This is a genomic window from Streptomyces sp. JN8 (assembly GCF_055808075.1).
The window spans coordinates 1,481,575-1,497,851 of the sequence record NZ_CM147852.1; the positions used below are offsets into that span (position 1 = coordinate 1,481,575).

A 16,277-nucleotide genomic window follows, 5' to 3' on the forward strand; every position below is an offset into this window, starting at 1 on the left:
TTTCCCCGGCCCCCGTGGCGGGGCGGTGACGTGCGCGTGCCGTCGGCCCCGCGTCGCACACCCCTGCCCGCTTCTGTGACCACCATCACTCCGTGGATGCGCGATCCGTGTCGACCGGACGCCCGGTGCCGGGCGTATGCGTGGTGAAGCGAAAGATCCGGGAGTGAGTGGTGACCGTTGAGGAGTTCGAGGCGTTCTACGAGCAGGCGGTCGCACGACTCACAGGGCAGCTGTACGTGATGCTGGGCGATCTGCACGAGGCTCAGGACGTCGTGCAGGAGGCCTTCGTCAAGGGCTGGAGCAGGCGCCGGCAGCTCGACCGCGACGGGCAGCCCGAGGCGTGGATCCGCACGGTCGCCTGGCGCCTGGCGGTGAGCCGGTGGCGCTTCCGCAGGCGTGCCTCGGACGCCTGGGACCGGGCGGGCGCGCCACCGCCTGTGGAGGGGCCCGGTCCCGAGTACGTGGTGCTCATCGACGCGCTGCGCGACCTGCCGGCCCAGCAGCGCCGGTCGGTGACGCTGCACTATCTGTGCGACCTGAGCGTCGAGCAGATCGCCGGCGAGACGGGGCAGTCCGCCAGCACCGTCAAGACGCACCTGGTCCGCGGCCGGGTCGCCCTCGCCGATCGTCTACGGCCCCGGAACGTTGAGGAGGACCCCGGTGCTTGACCCCCAGGACGCCCAGGATCCCCAGGATCCGCTGCGCGAGATGTTCCGGCAGGCCGCCGCCGCCGGTCAGGCGCGCGCCCGTGCCGTGCCGGTCGCCCGGATCGCCGAGCGCGCCCGGCGGGCGCACCGGCGCCGGGTCGCCCTGGCCGCGGGGGCCGCGTGCGTGCTCCTCGCGGGCGGCGGCGTGACCGCGGCGGCGCTGCTGTCGGACGCGCCGACGCCCGTCGTGCCCGCCGTGAGCCCCTCCGTCGACCTGCCGTCCCCGGGGGAGACCACCGCCCCGCCGTCGAGCACCACGACGGAGCCGGGACCGCCCACGCCCGGAAGCACCACCGGCGGTTCGTCGGCGACGACGACGCCGCCGGGACGGGTGACGACGTCACCGCCCTGAGCGGCGCCCTGAGCCCCGCCCGCCGAGGCTCCCGCCGTACCGGCCGGGCTCCGGCCGCCGGCCGGGGCCCCGCGCCCGGCCTCCACGGCCCGACCACCCGCCGGGCAGTCCGCCCGGCCTCCGCCGCATCGCCCCGCGACGCTCCGCCGTCGCGCGGTCCGCCCTGCCCTGACACCCCGACGAGAGTCCGCCATGTCTGTGATGTCCCCCAGGTCCCCGGAGAAGGCGCCGCCTGCGCCGCCGTTCCCCGCCGTCCCCCGCGCCGGCCGGCGAAGGCTCCGGCTCGACGCCGAGGACCGGGACGTGCTGTGGCTGTACCTGCTCACCCGGGCGGCCCTGTGGACCACCGCGTACGGGGCACGCTGGCTCTTCCCCGCCGACGCCGGCACCCATGACCCGGGCCCGGTCCTCGCGCCGTTCGAGCGGTGGGACTGGGGGCACTTCCTGAACGTGGCGCGCGACGGCTACTTCCCGGCGGGCCGGGGGCCGTGGGACGCCGAGTGGGACGACCGCGAGGCCTTCTTCCCGGGCTTCCCCCTCGTCCTGCGGGCCGTCCACACGGTCGTGCCGCACTGGACCGCGGCGGGGCTGCTGATCTCGTTCGTGGCGGGCGGGGTGGCGGTGCTTGCGCTCGTCCGGGTCGCCCGGCTGTACCTGCCCGACGCGGGCGCCGGGCGGCGCACGGTGCAGTTGCTGCTGATATCGCCGTGCGCGGTCTTCCTCGCCGCCGGGTACAGCGAGTCGCTGTTCCTCGCCCTCGCCCTGCCCGCCTGGCTCGCCGCGCAGCGCCGCGCCTGGCCCCTCGCGGCCGTGCTCGCCGCGCTGGCGACGACCGTCCGGGTCAGCGGGCTGTTTCTCGCGGCCGCCCTGGCCCTGCACTTCGTCCTGACGGCCCGCGGCCGCGCCGACTGGCGCCCGCTGCCCTGGCTGGCCCTGCCGGCGCTGCCCGCCGCCCTCTACGCCTGGTACCTGTGGGCCCGCACCGGCGACTGGATGGCGTGGAAGCACGCCCAGGAGCGGGGCTGGTACCGCCACTTCCACGCGCCGTGGGAGGCCTGGGGCACGACCTGGGAGTCCTCGTTCGACCGGGTCCTGACGACCGGATACGCGTTCATGTTCCAGGCCGAACTGCTCGCCATGGTCGTCGGACTGGCGCTCGCGGTGCTGCTGGTGCGCCGCCGCCGCTGGCCCGAGGCCGTCTACGTCGGTCTCAGCCTGTGGGCCCTGGGGACGTCGTACTGGTACCAGTCCATTCCCCGGGCGACCCTGCTGTGGTGGCCCCTGTGGGTCGTCCTGGCCGCCTGGACCCTCCGCTCGCCGCGTTTCCGGACCGCGTACTTCTGCCTGGCGGCGCCCCTGTCGACGCTGTTCGCGCTGACCTTCCTGACGGGCCGCTGGGCGGGCTGAGGCGCGGTGTCCGTGACGGGCCGCCGGTCCGGCCGGGCGTCGACGATCCCGGTCCCGCCGAGGGGCAACCCCGTACCGCCGCACGGCGTCCTACCGGCCGTGACCGATCCTTTCGCACCCGACGTACCCGCCGGTTCCGAGCCCTTCGACGACGACGAGGAGTCCGTCCGCCCGGGCCCGTTCCGGCGGCACGCGCTGTGGGCGGCGGGAGTCGCCGCCGCGGGGGTGGCGGTGGGCTGGGTCACCTCCCTGTTCCGGATCGGCCCCGAGGAGTACGGTCTGCCGCCCGCGGCTCCGGGCGCGCTCTGGCCCTATCTGACGGCCTGGGCCCTGATCGGACTCGTGGTGGCGGGCCTCCTGCGCGCCACGGCCGCCCGGGTTCCGGTCTACGCGCCTGGCCGGACCGCCGTCGCGCTGACGTACCTCGGCACCCGGCTCTCGCTCGGCTGGCGTCCGGAGGCTCCGGTCGTCGGCGCGATGGCGGCGGCGGCCCTGATCGCGGCGGCGGTGTGGTGCGCCGTCGCCCTGCGGCAGAACCGGCGCCGGGCCGAGGCCTGATCCCGATACGGGGCCGCAGCCCCGCATCCCGGCGGCGGGGGCCCGTGGGCGGACGCCGGCCGGGTTCCTCGGGCCCGTCCCGGGGGCCCTGCCCGTCAGCGGACTCCGCGGGGCCGGAACTGGACGCTGATGCGGGGCCCGACGGCCCGGCTCGTCTTGGGGACGGCGTGCTCCCAGGTGCGCTGGCAGGAGCCGCCCATCACCACGAGGTCGCCGTGGCCGAGCGGGAGGCGGAGGCGGGCGGGGCCGCCGGCCCGGGGACGGAAGGCGAGGTCCCGGGGGTCGCCGAGGGAGAGGATGGCGACCATCGTGTCGTGGCGGGCGGAGCGGCCGGTCCGGTCGCCGTGCCAGGCGACGCTGTCCCGGCCGTCCCGGTAGAGGCAGAGGCCCGCGGTGACGAAGGGTTCCCCGAGCTCGGCGGCGTAGTGGGCGCCGAGGACGTCCCGGGCCTCCGCGAGGGCGGGGTGCGGGAGGGGCGCGCCCTCGCCGTAGTGGGCCAGGAGCCGGGGCACGGCGACGACGTTGTCGTACATGGGCCGCTCCTCGGCCCGCCAGGGCACGCGGTCGGCGAGCTCCTCGAACAGCGCGTCGGCGCCGTGCAGCCAGCCGGGCAGGTGGTCGACCCAGGCGCCGTCGTCGAGCGGCGTCCTCCGGAGGCCGCCCAGCGGGCCGAGGCGGATCTCATCACCCTGGTCGAACAGGGAGCCCTGGAGTCCGGGCAGGGCGGGTCGTGCTGCGTTCACGGATCCACCCTAACGCCGAATCGAACAAATGGGCGAACGGCGGGGTGCCGGGAAGCGTCTGCCGGGTCAGCCGCCCGGGGGGCGTCGCGGCGGCGCGGGGCTCCCGTCCGCCCTACCGGTCACACCCCTCCCACCGCTCCCGCCGTCCTCGTCGCCGCCACGGCCCCGACGGTCCTCGCCGCCCGGCACGGGCCGGCTCGCGCCGTAGCGCAGGCAGGAGGCGACCACCACGAGGGGCCAGGTGGACTGGATGCAGGTCACGAGCCGCTCGGCGACCCCCGCGGCGCCCTGGCGGTTCATCTCGACGAGGAACCAGACCGCACCGAGCGCCATCACCGCCGTGACGGTGACGGACGGCCGCAGCCGCAGCCCCCACGGCCCGCCGCCGCGCACGGCGGCCAGCACCGGCCACACCGCGAGCAGCGTGAAGCCGACCACGACGACGGCCCCGTGGTTCAGGGAGCCCCCGCTGCTCGGCGCGGGCACGAGCGCGACCCCCAGGGCCGCGATCCCGCCCCCGGCGAGCGCCAGGCGTCCGGCGCGCGCGGCCGGCCGCAGGCCCCAGGCGGTGAGGAGGTGGCAGACGCCCAGCGCGAGGAACGCCCCGGTCATGACCCAGGAGCCCGCCGCACCGTGGGCCGCGAGGACGCTGATCGTGTCGGTGGCGGGGTCGTAGGCGGGTCCTTCGAGCAGGGCCGCGACGGCCCAGCCGCCGGCCAGCAGCAGAGGGGCGCATCCCGAGGACAGAAGGGCCCATCTCGGTACGGATCGCATCGGACCACCGTAGGACGCGGCGCTCGTCGCCCACCGCATCACGCGGAGACGTCGGCCGTGTCCCCGGTGCCGCCGCTCTCGGCACCCGGGGCCGGGGCGGCCGGGGTGGTCATTCCGCCGCCGGTGCGGCGGCGGTCGCGCGGTCGTCGCCCGTGTCGTCGTAGTCGACGGTGCCCGAGGTCAGATGACCGGCGAGCCCGAGGAGCAGGAAGAGCCAGACCAGGACCTGCGCCCCGGTGCCCAGCCGCAGCGGGCGGGTCGCGGAGTACGCGGGGAGCGCCGCGGTCTCGGGGCCGTCGCCCAGGATCCCCTTGGGGTACACCGGGGTGAGCATCGTGGCGTAGGCCGTCAGGCGCATGCGGTAGCGGACGACGGCGGCGGTGGCCCCGAAGACCGGTTCGGGGAGCCGGCCCAGGACGATCCCGATCAGCCAGAACACCCAGCTGACGGCGAACCAGCCGGACATCGCCAGGCTGCTGACGACGGCCGCCGGGATCATCAGGATCAGCCGGAACAGGACGGCGAGCCGGTTGAGCGGGGTGGCGCGCAGTTCGATGCGCACCGGGTAGTCGGGGGCGTCGAAGGAGAACGGCGGGTAGCGGTCGACGAGCAGGGTCGCGTCGGCGGTGACCCGGGTCTGGTAGGCGAGGACCGAGCCGAGGAAGGAGGCGATGGGGTCGGGCAGCCGGCCCAGGACCAGGGCGCTGAACCAGCCCGCGATCGTGACGAAGAACGCGACGAAGGACAGCAGGGCGACGACGACGAACTGCGGGAGGAGCAGGAGCCAGCGCAGCAGCACGGTCCAGCGGCGCTGGCGCCCGGGCGGCGGCACGTCCAGGACCGGCCGCCATTCGGGCCCGTCGGCCTCGGTTCCGGCCGAGGGCCGGGGTTCCCAAGCTGCTGCCATGACGGTCTCCGTCTCTCCCGCTCCCCCGCTTCCCGGTCACGTCGATGGTCACCCGGAAGCCCGGCCCCCGCACGGTCACGGGTCCACCCGGACGAGCCCGCCACGGGGTCCGGTCGGCCGCCCTCCGATCCGGCCCCCGCCCGTGCTCCCTCCCTCTCCCCCGCTCAGAGCGCGCCGACGATGTCCTCGACGCGGGCCTTCGCGTCGCCGAAGAGCATCGAGGTGTTCTCGCGGAAGAACAGCGGGTTCTGCACGCCCGCGTAGCCGGAGGCCATGGAGCGTTTGAAGACGATGACCCGGCCCGCCTCCCAGACGGTGAGGACGGGCATGCCGGCGAGCGGGCTGGAGGGGTCGTCGGCGCCGGCCGGGTTGACGGTGTCGTTGGCGCCGATGACCAGGACGACGTCGGTCTTCTCGAAGTCCTCGTTGATCTCGTCCATCTCCAGGACGATGTCGTAGGGGACCTTGGCCTCGGCCAGCAGGACGTTCATGTGGCCGGGCAGCCGGCCGGCGACGGGGTGGATGCCGAACCGTACGTCGACGCCCTTCGCCCGGAGTTTCGAGGTGAGTTCGGCGACGGGGTACTGGGCCTGGGCGACGGCCATGCCGTAGCCGGGGGTGATGACGACGGAGCGGGCCGAGGCGAGGAGTTCGGCGGTGGACTGCGCGGTGATCTCCGAGTGCTCGCCGTAGTCGACGTCCGAGCCCGCGGGGGCCTCGATGCCGAAGCCGCCGGCGATGACGGAGAGGAAGGAGCGGTTCATCGCCCGGCACATGATGTACGACAGGTAGGCACCGGAGGAGCCGACGAGGGCGCCGGTGACGATCAGCAGGTCGTTGCCGAGGAGGAAGCCGGAGGCGGCCGCGGCCCAGCCGGAGTAGCTGTTCAGCATGGAGACGACGACCGGCATGTCCCCGCCGCCGATCGAGGCGACCAGGTGCCAGCCCAGCGCGAGCGCCAGGGCGGTGACGGCGATCGGCAGCCACGGCGCGGGCGCGCTGACGAACCACACGGTCAGGACGAGGAAGAGGCCGAGCGCGCCGAGGTTGAGGGCGTTCTTCCCCGGCAGCGTCAGCGGCTTGGAGTCGATCTTCGCGGAGAGTTTGAGGTAGGCGACGATGGAGCCGGTGAAGGTCACCGCTCCGATGAACAGCCCGATGAACACCTCGGCGTGGTGGATGCCCAGGGTGCCGAGCGCGTCCAGGGCGCGGGCCTCCTCGCCGTCGGGCCGGTGCTCGACGTCGAGGTAGCCGTTCCAGCTGACGAGGACGGCGGCGAGGCCGACGAAGGAGTGCAGCAGCGCGATCAGCTCGGGCATGCCGGTCATCTCGACGCCGCGGGCCCGCTGGAGGCCGATCAGCGCGCCGGTCAGCATGGCCGCGGCCATCAGTCCCAGGGCGGCCGCGCCGATGTCGCCGTCGACGGCGAGCACGACCGTGGCGACGAGCGCGACGCCCATGCCGAGCATGCCGAAGGCGTTGCCGAGCCGGGCGGACTCGTGCCGGGAGAGTCCCGCCAGCGCCAGGATGAACAGCAGCGCGGCGACGAGGTAGGCCGCCTGGGCGGCAAGGTTCGCAGACATGTCAGCTCCGGTTGAACATGGCGAGCATGCGACGCGTCACCGCGAAGCCGCCGAAGACGTTGATACTGGCCAGCAGGATCGCGACGGCCGACAGGACCGTGACGACCGTGCTCCCGTGCCCGATCTGCAGCAGCGCGCCGACCACGATGATCCCGGAGATCGCGTTCGTCACCGACATCAGCGGTGTGTGCAGGGCGTGGTGGACATGGCCGATCACGTAGTAGCCGATCACGATGGCCAGCACGAACACCGTCAGGTGGGGCAGCAGCGCCGCGGGCGCGAACCCGGCGGCGAGGAACAGCAGCAGCGCGGCCAGCGCCACGGCGCCGAACCTCCGGCCCGCCGTCGGCGGCTTCCGTACCGCCGGCTCCGTCGCCGCGGGGGCGGGGGTCGCGGGGACGGGGGTCGCCGAGACCTGGACCGGCGGAGGCGGCCACGCCGACGCGCCGTCACGCACCACAGTGATCGAGCGCTGGACCGGGTCGTCCCAGTCCAGGACGAGCCGGCCGTCCTTGTCCGGGGTCATCAGCTTCAGCAGGTTCACCAGGTTCGTGCCGTACAACTGCGAGGCCTGGGCGGGCAGCCGCCCCGCCAGATCGGTGTAGCCGAGGATCGTCACCCCGTTCTCCGTGACCGTCCTCGCGCCCTTCACGGTGCCGACGACGTTGCCGCCGTTGGCCGCGGCCATGTCGACGACCACCGACCCCGGCTTCATCCCGGCCACCATCTCCGCCGTGATGAGCACCGGCGCCGGACGCCCCGGGATCAGGGCGGTGGTGATGACGATGTCCGCCTCACGGCACTGCGCCGCGTACAGCTCCGCCTCACGCGCCTTGTAGTCGTCCCCCATCTCCTTGGCGTACCCGGTGGCCGAGACCTCGACCTCGGCGGACGCGATCGACAGGTACTCGCCCCCGAGCGAACGGACCTGGTCGGCGACCTCCGGCCGCGGGTCGGTCGCCCGCACCACCGCGCCGAGCGAACCCGCCGTCCCGATCGCCGCAAGGCCGGCGACCCCCGCGCCCGCCACGAGGACCCTCGCCGGCGGCACCTTGCCCGCGGCGGTCACCTGACCGGTGAAGAACCGCCCGAACTCGTGCGCCGCCTCCACCACCGCCCGGTACCCCGCGATGTTCGCCATGGACGACAGCACGTCCATCGACTGCGCCCGGCTGATCCGCGGCACGGCGTCCATCGACAGGGCCGTGAACGGCCTGCGGCCCAGGTCCTCCACCATCGCCGGGTCGAACGCGGGCGCGAACAGAGCGATCACCGTCGCCTCCGGCCGCACCCCGTCCAGCTGCCCGGGACCGGGGGCGTTCACCCCGAGGACCACGTCCGCGGCCGCCGCGTCCCCGATCCTCGCGCCGGCGGCTTCGTAGGCGCTGTCCGTGAACCCGGCCGCGGCCCCCGCACCGGGGTCGACGACGACCTCGTACCCGAGCTTGCGGACCTGTTCGATCGTGGCAGGCGTGGCCGCGACACGCTTCTCACCGTCCCGCGCTTCTTTGAGAACTCCGACGATCACGAGTCTTCTCCGTTCAGAGCCGGTTGCCGCGAACGACCTCCCCCTGATGCGCCGTCGCACCGGGTTCTGGTCCGGATCAGCATCGGGCCGCCCCCGCCCCGACCGAAGGGCCACCCGTCGTCCCATGATCGGGGAGACGACGACCGAGGAGAAGCACGCAACCCCGAAAACCCGTGACGGCCGTTCCCTCCCCCGAGGGGAGGGAACGGCCGTCGGGCGGTCCTGGGCGCGGTGCGCCGCGGGTCAGGCGCCCGCTCTGCGCCTGCCCCGTACACGACGCGGGTACGGGAAGAGGCGCGGGCGGCGCTTCGCGGCCACGTCCTCCACCCAGCCGAAGGCCAGGACCAGCAGGCCGATCAGCGGGATCGCCACCAGCAGCGGGAACCACTGGCTCATCAGCAGCCACTGGAAGTGCTCGTAGACGAAGCCGACGGACCAGAGGGGGTCGATCAGCGGGATGGCGACGACCAGCGCGGCCACGTGCCAGAGGTAGACGCTGACCGCGCGGGAGTTGAGCAGGCTGATCAGGCCGTTCCAGCGTTCCAGCGGGCGGGGCCACTGCTCCCAGGAGGGGCTGACGTGGAGCAGGATCGCGACGAAGCCGAAGGACCACAGGGCCTGGGCGATCGGCCAGCTCTCGATGTCGGTGTGCACGGTCGGATCGACCGGCCGGGTCTGCAGGTACCACCAGCCGGCCACCATGACCAGCGGCGCCACGGAGGGCACGACGTACTGCGGGATCTTCTTCAGCAGGCCTTCCTGGTGGGCCATGCCGAGGATCCAGCAGGAGCCGAACATCGCGAAGTCGCTCAGGTTCTCCCGGACGCGGCCGTAGAGGAACTCCTGGTCGACGAGGAGCGTGTTCAGCACGACCGTCACCACGAGCGGCACGGCCAGCGTCACGACCGGCATCCGCCGCAGCGCCCACAGCATCAGCGGGGACAGCAGGACGTACCAGAGGTACGCGCGGAGGTACCAGAGCGGGACGACGACCTGCTCCGCCCAGCCCGGCTCCACGAGACCGCCGAAGCCGTTCAGCGACTCGGCGTACGGCGGAGTGCTCAGCGGCACCAGCCAGAAGAGCAGCTTCCCCCACCACCACTCGGGATGCCCCTCGGCGTCGGGGCCCCAGCCGTCGATGATCTCCAGGGTGAGGACGACCGCGCCGAACAGCCACATCGGCGGCAGCAGCCGGCGCATGCGGCTCCGGACGACGCCGAGGGCGGGACGGCTGAGCGAGCGGGTCATCAGCGACCCGGCCAGCGCGAACATCACGCCCATCGACGGGAAGACGACGGGCAGCCAGAACCATCCGAAGTTGTGGTAGACGACCACGCGGACCAGCGCCAGCGCGCGCAGCAGGTCGAGGTAGCGGTCCCGGCCGGACCGACGCGGGGCCGGAGCCGCCGGCTCCGGCTCCGGCTCCGGCTCCGGGTGGAACTCCGGCCGGAAGGCGTCGGGGATCCTCAGCCGCAGGGTCTCCTGGTTTCGCCCGAAATCGAAGGACGCGGTCATGTCAGGCCTCCACCGGTGCGGCGACCTCGCCGGTGCGCCGGAGCTTCTGCCAGCGCAGCCGGCCACCGGTCAGCGCGGTGATCGTGGACTGCAGCAGGACGATGTACATCAGCTGCCGGTAGACCAGTTGCTGGATCGGCAGGCTGATCAGATGCAGCGGCTTCTCGCCGTCGAGCCGGAAGGCGTACCAGGACAGCACGGCCTGGAGCAGGATGAAGCCGCCCCAGCTGGCGAGGGTGATCGGGGCGTCCGCGAAGAGCACGCCGTACAGCAGGAACAGGTCGACCAGCGGGGCGAGCAGCGGGGCCACCACGCCGAACAGCACGACGAGCGGCAGCCCGAGGCGGCCGAAGCGCCCGGCCGGACCGCGGGAGGTGACGGCGCGGCGGTGCTTCCACATCGCCTGCATGGAGCCGTAGCTCCAGCGGTACCGCTGGGACCAGAGCTGCTGGAGGCTGGCGGGGGCCTCGGTCCAGGCGCGGGCGCGCTCGGCGTAGACGATCCGCCAGCCGTCGCAGAGCACCGCCATGGTGATGTCGGTGTCCTCGGCGAGGGTGTCGTCGCTCATCCCGCCGACCCGCCGCAGGGCCTCCCTGCGGAAGGCGCCGACCGCGCCGGGGATGGTCGGGATGACGTTGAGCATGTCGTACATCCGGCGGTCCAGGTTGTGGCCGAGGACGTACTCGATGTGCTGCCAGGCGCCGATGAGGCTGTCGCGGTTGCCGACCTTGGCGTTGCCCGCGACCGCGCCGATGGTCGGGTCGCCGAACGGCTGGACCAGTTCGCGGACGGTGGACGGCTCGAAGACGGTGTCGCCGTCCATCATCACGATGATGTCGTACGACGCGGCGGCGATGCCGGTGTTGAGCGCGCTGGACTTGCCGCCGTTGGCCTGGCGGATCAGCCGGACGAAGGGCAGGTCCATCTCCTCGACGATGTCCGCGGTGCCGTCCGTCGAGCCGTCGTCGATGACGAGCACCTCGATCGGGTAGTCGCTGGCGGCGAGGGAGTTCAGGGTGTTCGCGATGCACTCGCGCTCGTTGTAGGCCGGGACGAGGACGGTGACCGGCTCGGTCACGGGCGCTCCCCAGGCGTCGCGCCGCCGGGAGCGCCGGGCGTGCAGGGGGGCGAGGACGAGCATCAGCGCGAAGCGGCCGAAGTTGAGGAAGCCGACGACGGCCAGCAGGGCGACCAGCACCGGCAGGGTGAGCACGGCGGCCTGGGTGGCCCAGATGTAGCCCTTGCCCGCCCACAGCTGGTAGCCGTCCACGGGCACGGTCGCGTCGGTGGCGCCGAGGGCCTCGGAGATGGTGGCGAAGCGGTATCCCTCGCCCTTCAGCTTCACGATGATCTGCTCGAGCGCGGCCAGGGTCTCGGCCCGGTCGCCGCCGGCGTCGTGCAGCAGGATCAGTTCGCCTTCCCCGGGCTTGCGGGGCATCGCGGCCTTGACGATCGCGTCGACGCCGGGGCGCTTCCAGTCGTGGGTGTCGCGGTCGATGAACGCGGTGAGGTAGCCGTGGGAGCCCACGTACTTGATCACCGGGTAGTTCCAGTCGTCGAGCGCGGAGGCGTCGGAGGAGTACGGCGGGCGGAACAGCGCGCTGTGGACGCCCGCCACGCCGGCCAGCGCGAGCTGCGTCTGCGCGAGTTCCCAGCTGATCCGGGCCTCGGACTGGTAGGCGAGGTCGGGGTGGGTGAAGCTGTGCACGCCGATCTCGTGGCCGCCCGCGACGATCTGGCGGATCAGCTCGGGGTGGCGGGTGGTCATCGCGCCGGTCACGAAGAAGTCGGCGCGGATGTCGTGGGCCGCGAGCACGTCCAGGATCTTCGGGGTCCACTCCGGCGACGGGCCGTCGTCGAAGCTCAGGACCACGGTGTGGTCGGGGATCCGGTAGCTCGCCGGGCGCTCGTTCTTCTCGCCGCGGGCGTCGATGATCGGGCCGCCCTTGAGCAGGTTCTCCGGCACGGTGGTCTTGTCGACCGAGGTCGCGACCCGGGTGTCGTGGAACGCCTCGTTGGTGGCGAGGCCGCGGAGGACGAGCAGCGCGAGCAGGCAGGCCAGCAGGGACAGCGGCATGAAGAAGCGCAGCGGTGGAGCAGCCAGGCGGCGCGGTCTCAGCAGGGACTGCCGACGGCGCTGACGCTGGTGGCGGGACAAGGACGCTCCTGGAGATGGGTGGTGCGGGGGGGGGCGGGCATGCCCGGCCCGGACCGCGGGGGTTGCTCCGGGCGGCACGGTGGTCCCGGTTCGCGAGGGACGGGTGTGGTGCTCGGCTGGATGGGCGGACGCCGTGACCGGGGGTGCCGCCGGGGTGGCGACCGAGGTGACGGCCGACGTGGCGGACGATGCGGTCGCCGTCGTGACAGTCGAGGGGGCCGTCGCCGTGCCGGAAGACGGGACGGCCGAAGTCCGGGGGCGGGGTGTCGGCGGGCCGGCTCGCTAGAGCAGGGAGGGGGCCAGCGGGCCCGTGAGGGGCTGGTAGGAGGGTTTGGGCGGTATCTCCATCGCGGGGGCGTCCGACTGCATGCCGATGAGGCTGCTGCCCATGACGGCGGCGAGGATCGCGCCGAGCACGGAGACCGGCCAGCCGAAGCGGCGCATCAGCCGGCTGCGCAGACCGGACTGGTCGACGAACACCGGTGCCGGAGCAGGCTCCCACTGATGCGATTCGGCCACGACGGAAGGGACCGCGGGAAACGTTTCGGGCCCGAAGGGTGTGGCGACTTGGCGCATGATCTGTGGCCTTTTTGTGCAGGGTGGGAGACCGCTGAAGCGTAGAGCGGACCGTAGCGCATGACACGCAGCGATTGGTGTGCGTTGTGCACATTTGACATGATCCGATCGAATCTCGTAACCGGATCGGTATGTCAACGGGCCTGACTGGGCCCCTGGATGACCGGGTCGCGAGCAGCGAGAGGGCTGGCTTGAATCCTTCGCTAGGATGACCGCTCGATTCCTGCGATCGGCGATCGATCCGCATGCGATCCGCATGCGACGGGCGTGTCCGGTCACCGCCTCTACGCCCCCAAGGAGCCCGTGTGAGCCTGCCTCGCCGCACCTCTCGTCGCCGAGCGTGGACCGCGCTCGCCCTGCCCGCCGTCCTGTGCGTGCTCGCCGCGTGCTCCGCCGATCCCGCGACCGGCGGGAGCGCCGACGCGGCCGCGCCCGCGCGGGAGACGACGCCCACGCCGACCGGGCCGCCGGGGACCCTCTTCGACGACTTCGACTACACCGGCGCCGACGACCCCTCACTCGCCGCGAACGGCTGGGAGATCCGAACCGGCGGGGGCGGCCCGGGCGTCAGGGACAGCTGGAGCGCGGACGGCGCCGCCTTCCCCTCCGACCCGGCGGCCCAGGGGGGCAGGGTCCTCCGGCTGCGCTCCACCACCGACGGCACCGCGCAGGGCACCACGCAGACCGAGGTGCAGACCACGGGCGGGAACTTCCTCAACGGGACCTACGCGGCCCGGATCCACCTCAGCGACAGGCCCACGAGCGGTCGCAACGGCGACCACGTCGTCCAGACCTTCTTCCCGATCTCCTCCTCGGACTCCTCGGAGAAGTACAGCGAGCTGGACTTCGAGTACCTGCCGAACGGCGGCTGGGGCACGCCGGGGCCGCGGCTCGACAACGTCAGCTGGTACCGGGCCGACCCGCCGGACCGGGTCCACAAGACCCAGAAGCGGCGGCTCGGGGGCTGGCACACCATGGTGATCACCGCGACGGACGCGAAGGTCGTCTACTCCCTGGACGGGGAGGAGCTCTTCACCAGCTCCGGGAAGTACGTCGCACGCGAGCAGATGGACATCCACTTCAGCAACTGGCTCATCGACCTCCCCTTCACGGGCGGCCCGCGCACCTGGGACATGAAGGTCGACTGGGTCTACTACAAGGCCGACGAGGCCGTCACGCCGGCGGAGGTCCAGGAGACGGTGGACGGCTTCCACGGCGAGGGCACCGCCTACGTCAACACGGTCCCGAAGACCTGACACACCCCGCGGCCGCGCCTGCCGGTTCCGAAGGGCGCGGCCGGGACACCTCCCCGCCGACCCGGCCCGGGGCCGGCGGCCCGCCGCGCTCCCCGGAAACGATCGAGGGGCCGTTTCAGATTGCTCTGAAACGGCCCCTGATCTGCGACTTCGAAAAGTCGGGACGACAGGATTTGAACCTGCGACCCCTTGACCCCCAGTCAAGTGCGCTACCAAGCTGCGCCACGTCCCGATGCGCGTCTCCGTGGGGTTCCCCCCGCGGCGCCGTGCAGGGAAAACACTACCTCACTCCGCCGGGCGGATTGACGCACGGGCTGTCACCGCGCCGCATGTGGCCAGGGATGTTGCCCGGGGGCGGCGACAATGGACGGGTGAACCGGACAGCCAGTGGGCCTGGCATGGATCGTGACGAGGAGGGGCGGGCTCGGAGCGCTCGGCCGCGGGACGGGCTCGGACGGCCGTTGCCGTACGGGGCCGAGGGCGTGCCGCGGCAGCCCGAGGGGGTCGTCCGGGCTCCCGCGGAGAGTCTGCGGGAGGCGCAGCGGCTGCTGGACGCCGGCATGCCGTTCCACGCGCACGAGGTCTTCGAGGACGCCTGGAAGTCCGGGCCCGCGTCGGAGCGGGACCTCTGGCAGGGGCTCGCCCAGCTCGCCGTGGGGCTCACGCACGCCGCCCGCGGCAACACGGCGGGCGGGGCGCGGCTGCTGCGCCGCGGCGCCGACCGGCTCGCGGGCGGTCCGGGCGCGCCCGGCGGCATGGCGTCCGCCGCCGCCCACGGCATCGACGCCGCCGGACTCGTGGCATGGGCGCGGGAGTTGGCGGAGCGCACCTCCGCGGCCGACGGCGGTCGTCCGCCCGTCGTCGACGCCGCGGCCGAGGCGCCTCGGCTGCGGCTCGGCCCGGCCTGAGGGTCACGCCGCCGGGCCCGCGCCCAGCTCCTCCAGCAGGACCGACGTGTGGCTCCCCGAGGGCTCCTTGGTCGCCGTGAGGAGGGTGATCGTCCCCTCCGCCGCGAGCAGCCTCAGGCGGTCGAGGGCCGCCCGGGCCTCGGGGGCGGCCAGCTCGGCCCGGTAGCGGCGGCGGAACTCCTCGTACCCGCCCTCGGTTCCGTGGTACCAGCGGCGGAGTTCCGTGGACGGGGTGAGCGCCTTGGGCCACTCGTCGATGCGGGCGTCGGTCCTGGCGAGTCCGCGCGGCCAGAGGCGGTCGACGAGGACCCGGACGCCGTCGTCCGGCGAGGGGGGCTCGTAGATCCGCCGGACGCGGACGTGAGGGGCCGGCGGGGCGGGGGCTGCGGGGTCTGCGGGCATGGTTCAAGCCTGACGGACCGGCCCCCGGCTCACCCCTCGACGCGCAGCGCCGGAAGGAGGACGGCGTCCACGAAGGTCCGCATGGTCGTGGCGTCCGTGAAGCGGTCCTCGAAGAGCCGCTCGATGCGCAGCATGCCCAGGAAGCAGGGGGCGACGAAGCCGATCGCGGGGTTGTCGGCGTCGACCTCCCCGCGCGCGACCGCCCGGGCCACGACCTCGTCGATCGCGGCGACCTCGGGGGCGATGACCGTCTCGCGGAGCGCCGCGCGCAGGTCGGGGTGCTGGATGAAGGCCTGCGCCACGGCCTCCATGAGTTCGGCGTCGCGCTCGCGGTGCGAGGCGGCGATCCGGCCGGCCTCGCGCAGGTCGCCGGCGAGGGTGCCGGTGTCGATCCCGGTGAAGACGGTGCAGCGGCGCCGGGCGAGCGCGGCGGTGACGAGCTGCGGCTTCGTGCCCCACTGCCGGTAGAGGGTGGCCTTGCCGCACTTCGTGCGGGCCGCGACGCCCTCCATGGTCACCGAGTCGTAGCCGCCCTCGCGCAGGAGGCAGAGGACGGCGTCGTACAGCTCCGTCTCGCGCTCCGGCGTGATCTTGCTGCGGCGGGCGCCGGCGGCCTCCGCGGACGCCTGCGCGGGCGCCGGTCCTGACGCCTCCGTGGACTGCGTCCCGGACGCGGACGCCGGCTCTGCTGTGGACGCGGACGTGGACATCGATCCCTCCCGGACACCTCTGTCTCTGCACATACGAGAGTAGGGGGTGCACAATCGAGACGCAAACGTATCGATACGCTTGCGTCTCGATGAAATCGGATCTAGGCTCACTCCGTTTGTTGGCGATATGACGGATTAGAGGGCCGTGCGATGGCTTCCGGGATACGCGGGATACGAGGACCACGTCCTGCTG

At 73.3% G+C, this 16,277-nt stretch carries 15 protein-coding genes, 1 tRNA gene and 1 pseudogene; 6 read left to right on the forward strand and 11 right to left on the reverse strand.

The window, feature by feature from the left end:
* The first annotated feature begins 170 nt into the window (after positions 1–170).
* The 4 genes from ACY0MR_RS06415 (at position 171) to ACY0MR_RS06430 (ending at position 3,024) form a co-directional block, all read left to right on the forward strand.
* Entirely contained in the window at positions 171–668 is a 498-nt protein-coding gene (locus ACY0MR_RS06415) for a SigE family RNA polymerase sigma factor (RefSeq protein ID WP_148001089.1), read from the forward strand.
* Positions 661–1,059 carry a hypothetical protein gene (locus tag ACY0MR_RS06420; RefSeq protein ID WP_473559697.1) on the forward strand — a complete coding sequence of 133 codons (399 nt, stop codon included), beginning with the start codon at positions 661–663 and terminating at the stop codon, positions 1,057–1,059. The genes ACY0MR_RS06415 and ACY0MR_RS06420 overlap by 8 nt, the downstream gene beginning before the upstream one ends.
* A 192-nt stretch (positions 1,060–1,251) precedes the next feature.
* The gene (locus tag ACY0MR_RS06425) at positions 1,252–2,466 is read left to right on the forward strand and encodes a mannosyltransferase family protein (protein WP_403313670.1); all 1,215 of its coding nucleotides are present in this window, start codon (positions 1,252–1,254) and stop codon (positions 2,464–2,466) included.
* Positions 2,467–2,565: 99 nt separating this feature from the next.
* Complete coding sequence (locus ACY0MR_RS06430; RefSeq protein WP_404078232.1) at positions 2,566–3,024, forward strand: hypothetical protein; 459 nt, start codon at positions 2,566–2,568, stop codon at positions 3,022–3,024.
* Between the two features lie 95 nt (positions 3,025–3,119).
* Here the strand turns inward: ACY0MR_RS06430 and ACY0MR_RS06435 are convergent, their stop codons facing one another.
* The 8 genes and pseudogenes from ACY0MR_RS06435 to ACY0MR_RS06470 form a co-directional block, all read right to left on the reverse strand.
* Entirely contained in the window at positions 3,120–3,767 is a 648-nt protein-coding gene (locus ACY0MR_RS06435; RefSeq protein ID WP_388795480.1) for an alpha-ketoglutarate-dependent dioxygenase AlkB, read from the reverse strand.
* 189 nt (positions 3,768–3,956) lie between these two features.
* Positions 3,957–4,541, reverse strand: a pseudogene (locus tag ACY0MR_RS06440) (DUF998 domain-containing protein); the annotation flags it as partial.
* A 109-nt stretch (positions 4,542–4,650) separates the two neighbouring features.
* Entirely contained in the window at positions 4,651–5,448 is a 798-nt protein-coding gene (locus ACY0MR_RS06445; RefSeq protein ID WP_388795487.1) for a DUF4389 domain-containing protein, read from the reverse strand.
* A gap of 164 nt (positions 5,449–5,612) precedes the next feature.
* Positions 5,613–7,031 carry a Re/Si-specific NAD(P)(+) transhydrogenase subunit beta gene (gene pntB, locus ACY0MR_RS06450; RefSeq protein ID WP_388795490.1) on the reverse strand — a complete coding sequence of 473 codons (1,419 nt, stop codon included), beginning with the start codon at positions 7,029–7,031 and terminating at the stop codon, positions 5,613–5,615.
* Between the two features lies 1 nt (position 7,032).
* On the reverse strand, positions 7,033–8,559 hold the full coding sequence (locus ACY0MR_RS06455) for a Re/Si-specific NAD(P)(+) transhydrogenase subunit alpha (protein WP_473559700.1): 1,527 nt from the start codon (positions 8,557–8,559) through the stop codon (positions 7,033–7,035).
* A 243-nt stretch (positions 8,560–8,802) separates the two neighbouring features.
* On the reverse strand, positions 8,803–10,074 hold the full coding sequence (locus tag ACY0MR_RS06460) for an acyltransferase family protein (RefSeq protein ID WP_473559702.1): 1,272 nt from the start codon (positions 10,072–10,074) through the stop codon (positions 8,803–8,805).
* Between the two features lies 1 nt (position 10,075).
* Entirely contained in the window at positions 10,076–12,151 is a 2,076-nt protein-coding gene (locus tag ACY0MR_RS06465; RefSeq protein WP_392864156.1) for a bifunctional polysaccharide deacetylase/glycosyltransferase family 2 protein, read from the reverse strand.
* Positions 12,152–12,514: 363 nt separating this feature from the next.
* Positions 12,515–12,751, reverse strand: coding sequence for a hypothetical protein (locus tag ACY0MR_RS06470; protein WP_388795502.1), 237 nt, complete (start codon positions 12,749–12,751; stop codon positions 12,515–12,517).
* Between the two features lie 362 nt (positions 12,752–13,113).
* Here ACY0MR_RS06470 and ACY0MR_RS06475 point away from each other — a divergent pair, with 362 nt between their 5' ends.
* Positions 13,114–14,064: a glycoside hydrolase family 16 protein gene (locus ACY0MR_RS06475; protein ID WP_388795505.1), complete on the forward strand. Its 951-nt coding sequence runs from the start codon at positions 13,114–13,116 to the stop codon at positions 14,062–14,064.
* A 158-nt stretch (positions 14,065–14,222) separates the two neighbouring features.
* Here ACY0MR_RS06475 and ACY0MR_RS06480 read toward each other — a convergent pair.
* A tRNA-Pro gene (locus ACY0MR_RS06480) sits at positions 14,223–14,296 on the reverse strand.
* 250 nt (positions 14,297–14,546) lie between these two features.
* Here ACY0MR_RS06480 and ACY0MR_RS06485 point away from each other — a divergent pair.
* Positions 14,547–14,972, forward strand: a complete 426-nt coding sequence (locus ACY0MR_RS06485) for a DUF309 domain-containing protein (protein WP_473559704.1) — start codon at positions 14,547–14,549, stop codon at positions 14,970–14,972.
* 3 nt (positions 14,973–14,975) lie between these two features.
* On the opposite strand, the gene ACY0MR_RS06490 is transcribed toward ACY0MR_RS06485, so the two are convergent.
* Both ACY0MR_RS06490 and ACY0MR_RS06495 read right to left on the reverse strand, forming a co-directional pair.
* Positions 14,976–15,374 carry a DUF488 domain-containing protein gene (locus ACY0MR_RS06490; protein ID WP_473559706.1) on the reverse strand — a complete coding sequence of 133 codons (399 nt, stop codon included), beginning with the start codon at positions 15,372–15,374 and terminating at the stop codon, positions 14,976–14,978.
* A gap of 29 nt (positions 15,375–15,403) precedes the next feature.
* Positions 15,404–16,084, reverse strand: coding sequence for a TetR/AcrR family transcriptional regulator (locus ACY0MR_RS06495; RefSeq protein WP_388795514.1), 681 nt, complete (start codon positions 16,082–16,084; stop codon positions 15,404–15,406).
* Positions 16,085–16,277 lie beyond the last annotated feature (193 nt).

Coding starts and splice junctions, on each gene's coding strand:
- ACY0MR_RS06490 (WP_473559706.1), bottom strand. CDS start 15,374: ATGCCCGCAGACCCCGCAGCCCCCGCCCCGCCGGCCCCTCACGTCCGC.
- ACY0MR_RS06445 (WP_388795487.1), bottom strand. CDS start 5,448: ATGGCAGCAGCTTGGGAACCCCGGCCCTCGGCCGGAACCGAGGCCGAC.
- ACY0MR_RS06460 (WP_473559702.1), bottom strand. CDS start 10,074: ATGACCGCGTCCTTCGATTTCGGGCGAAACCAGGAGACCCTGCGGCTG.
- pntB (WP_388795490.1), bottom strand. CDS start 7,031: ATGTCTGCGAACCTTGCCGCCCAGGCGGCCTACCTCGTCGCCGCGCTG.
- ACY0MR_RS06425 (WP_403313670.1), top strand. CDS start 1,252: ATGTCTGTGATGTCCCCCAGGTCCCCGGAGAAGGCGCCGCCTGCGCCG.
- ACY0MR_RS06465 (WP_392864156.1), bottom strand. CDS start 12,151: ATGCCGCTGTCCCTGCTGGCCTGCCTGCTCGCGCTGCTCGTCCTCCGC.
- ACY0MR_RS06495 (WP_388795514.1), bottom strand. CDS start 16,084: ATGTCCACGTCCGCGTCCACAGCAGAGCCGGCGTCCGCGTCCGGGACG.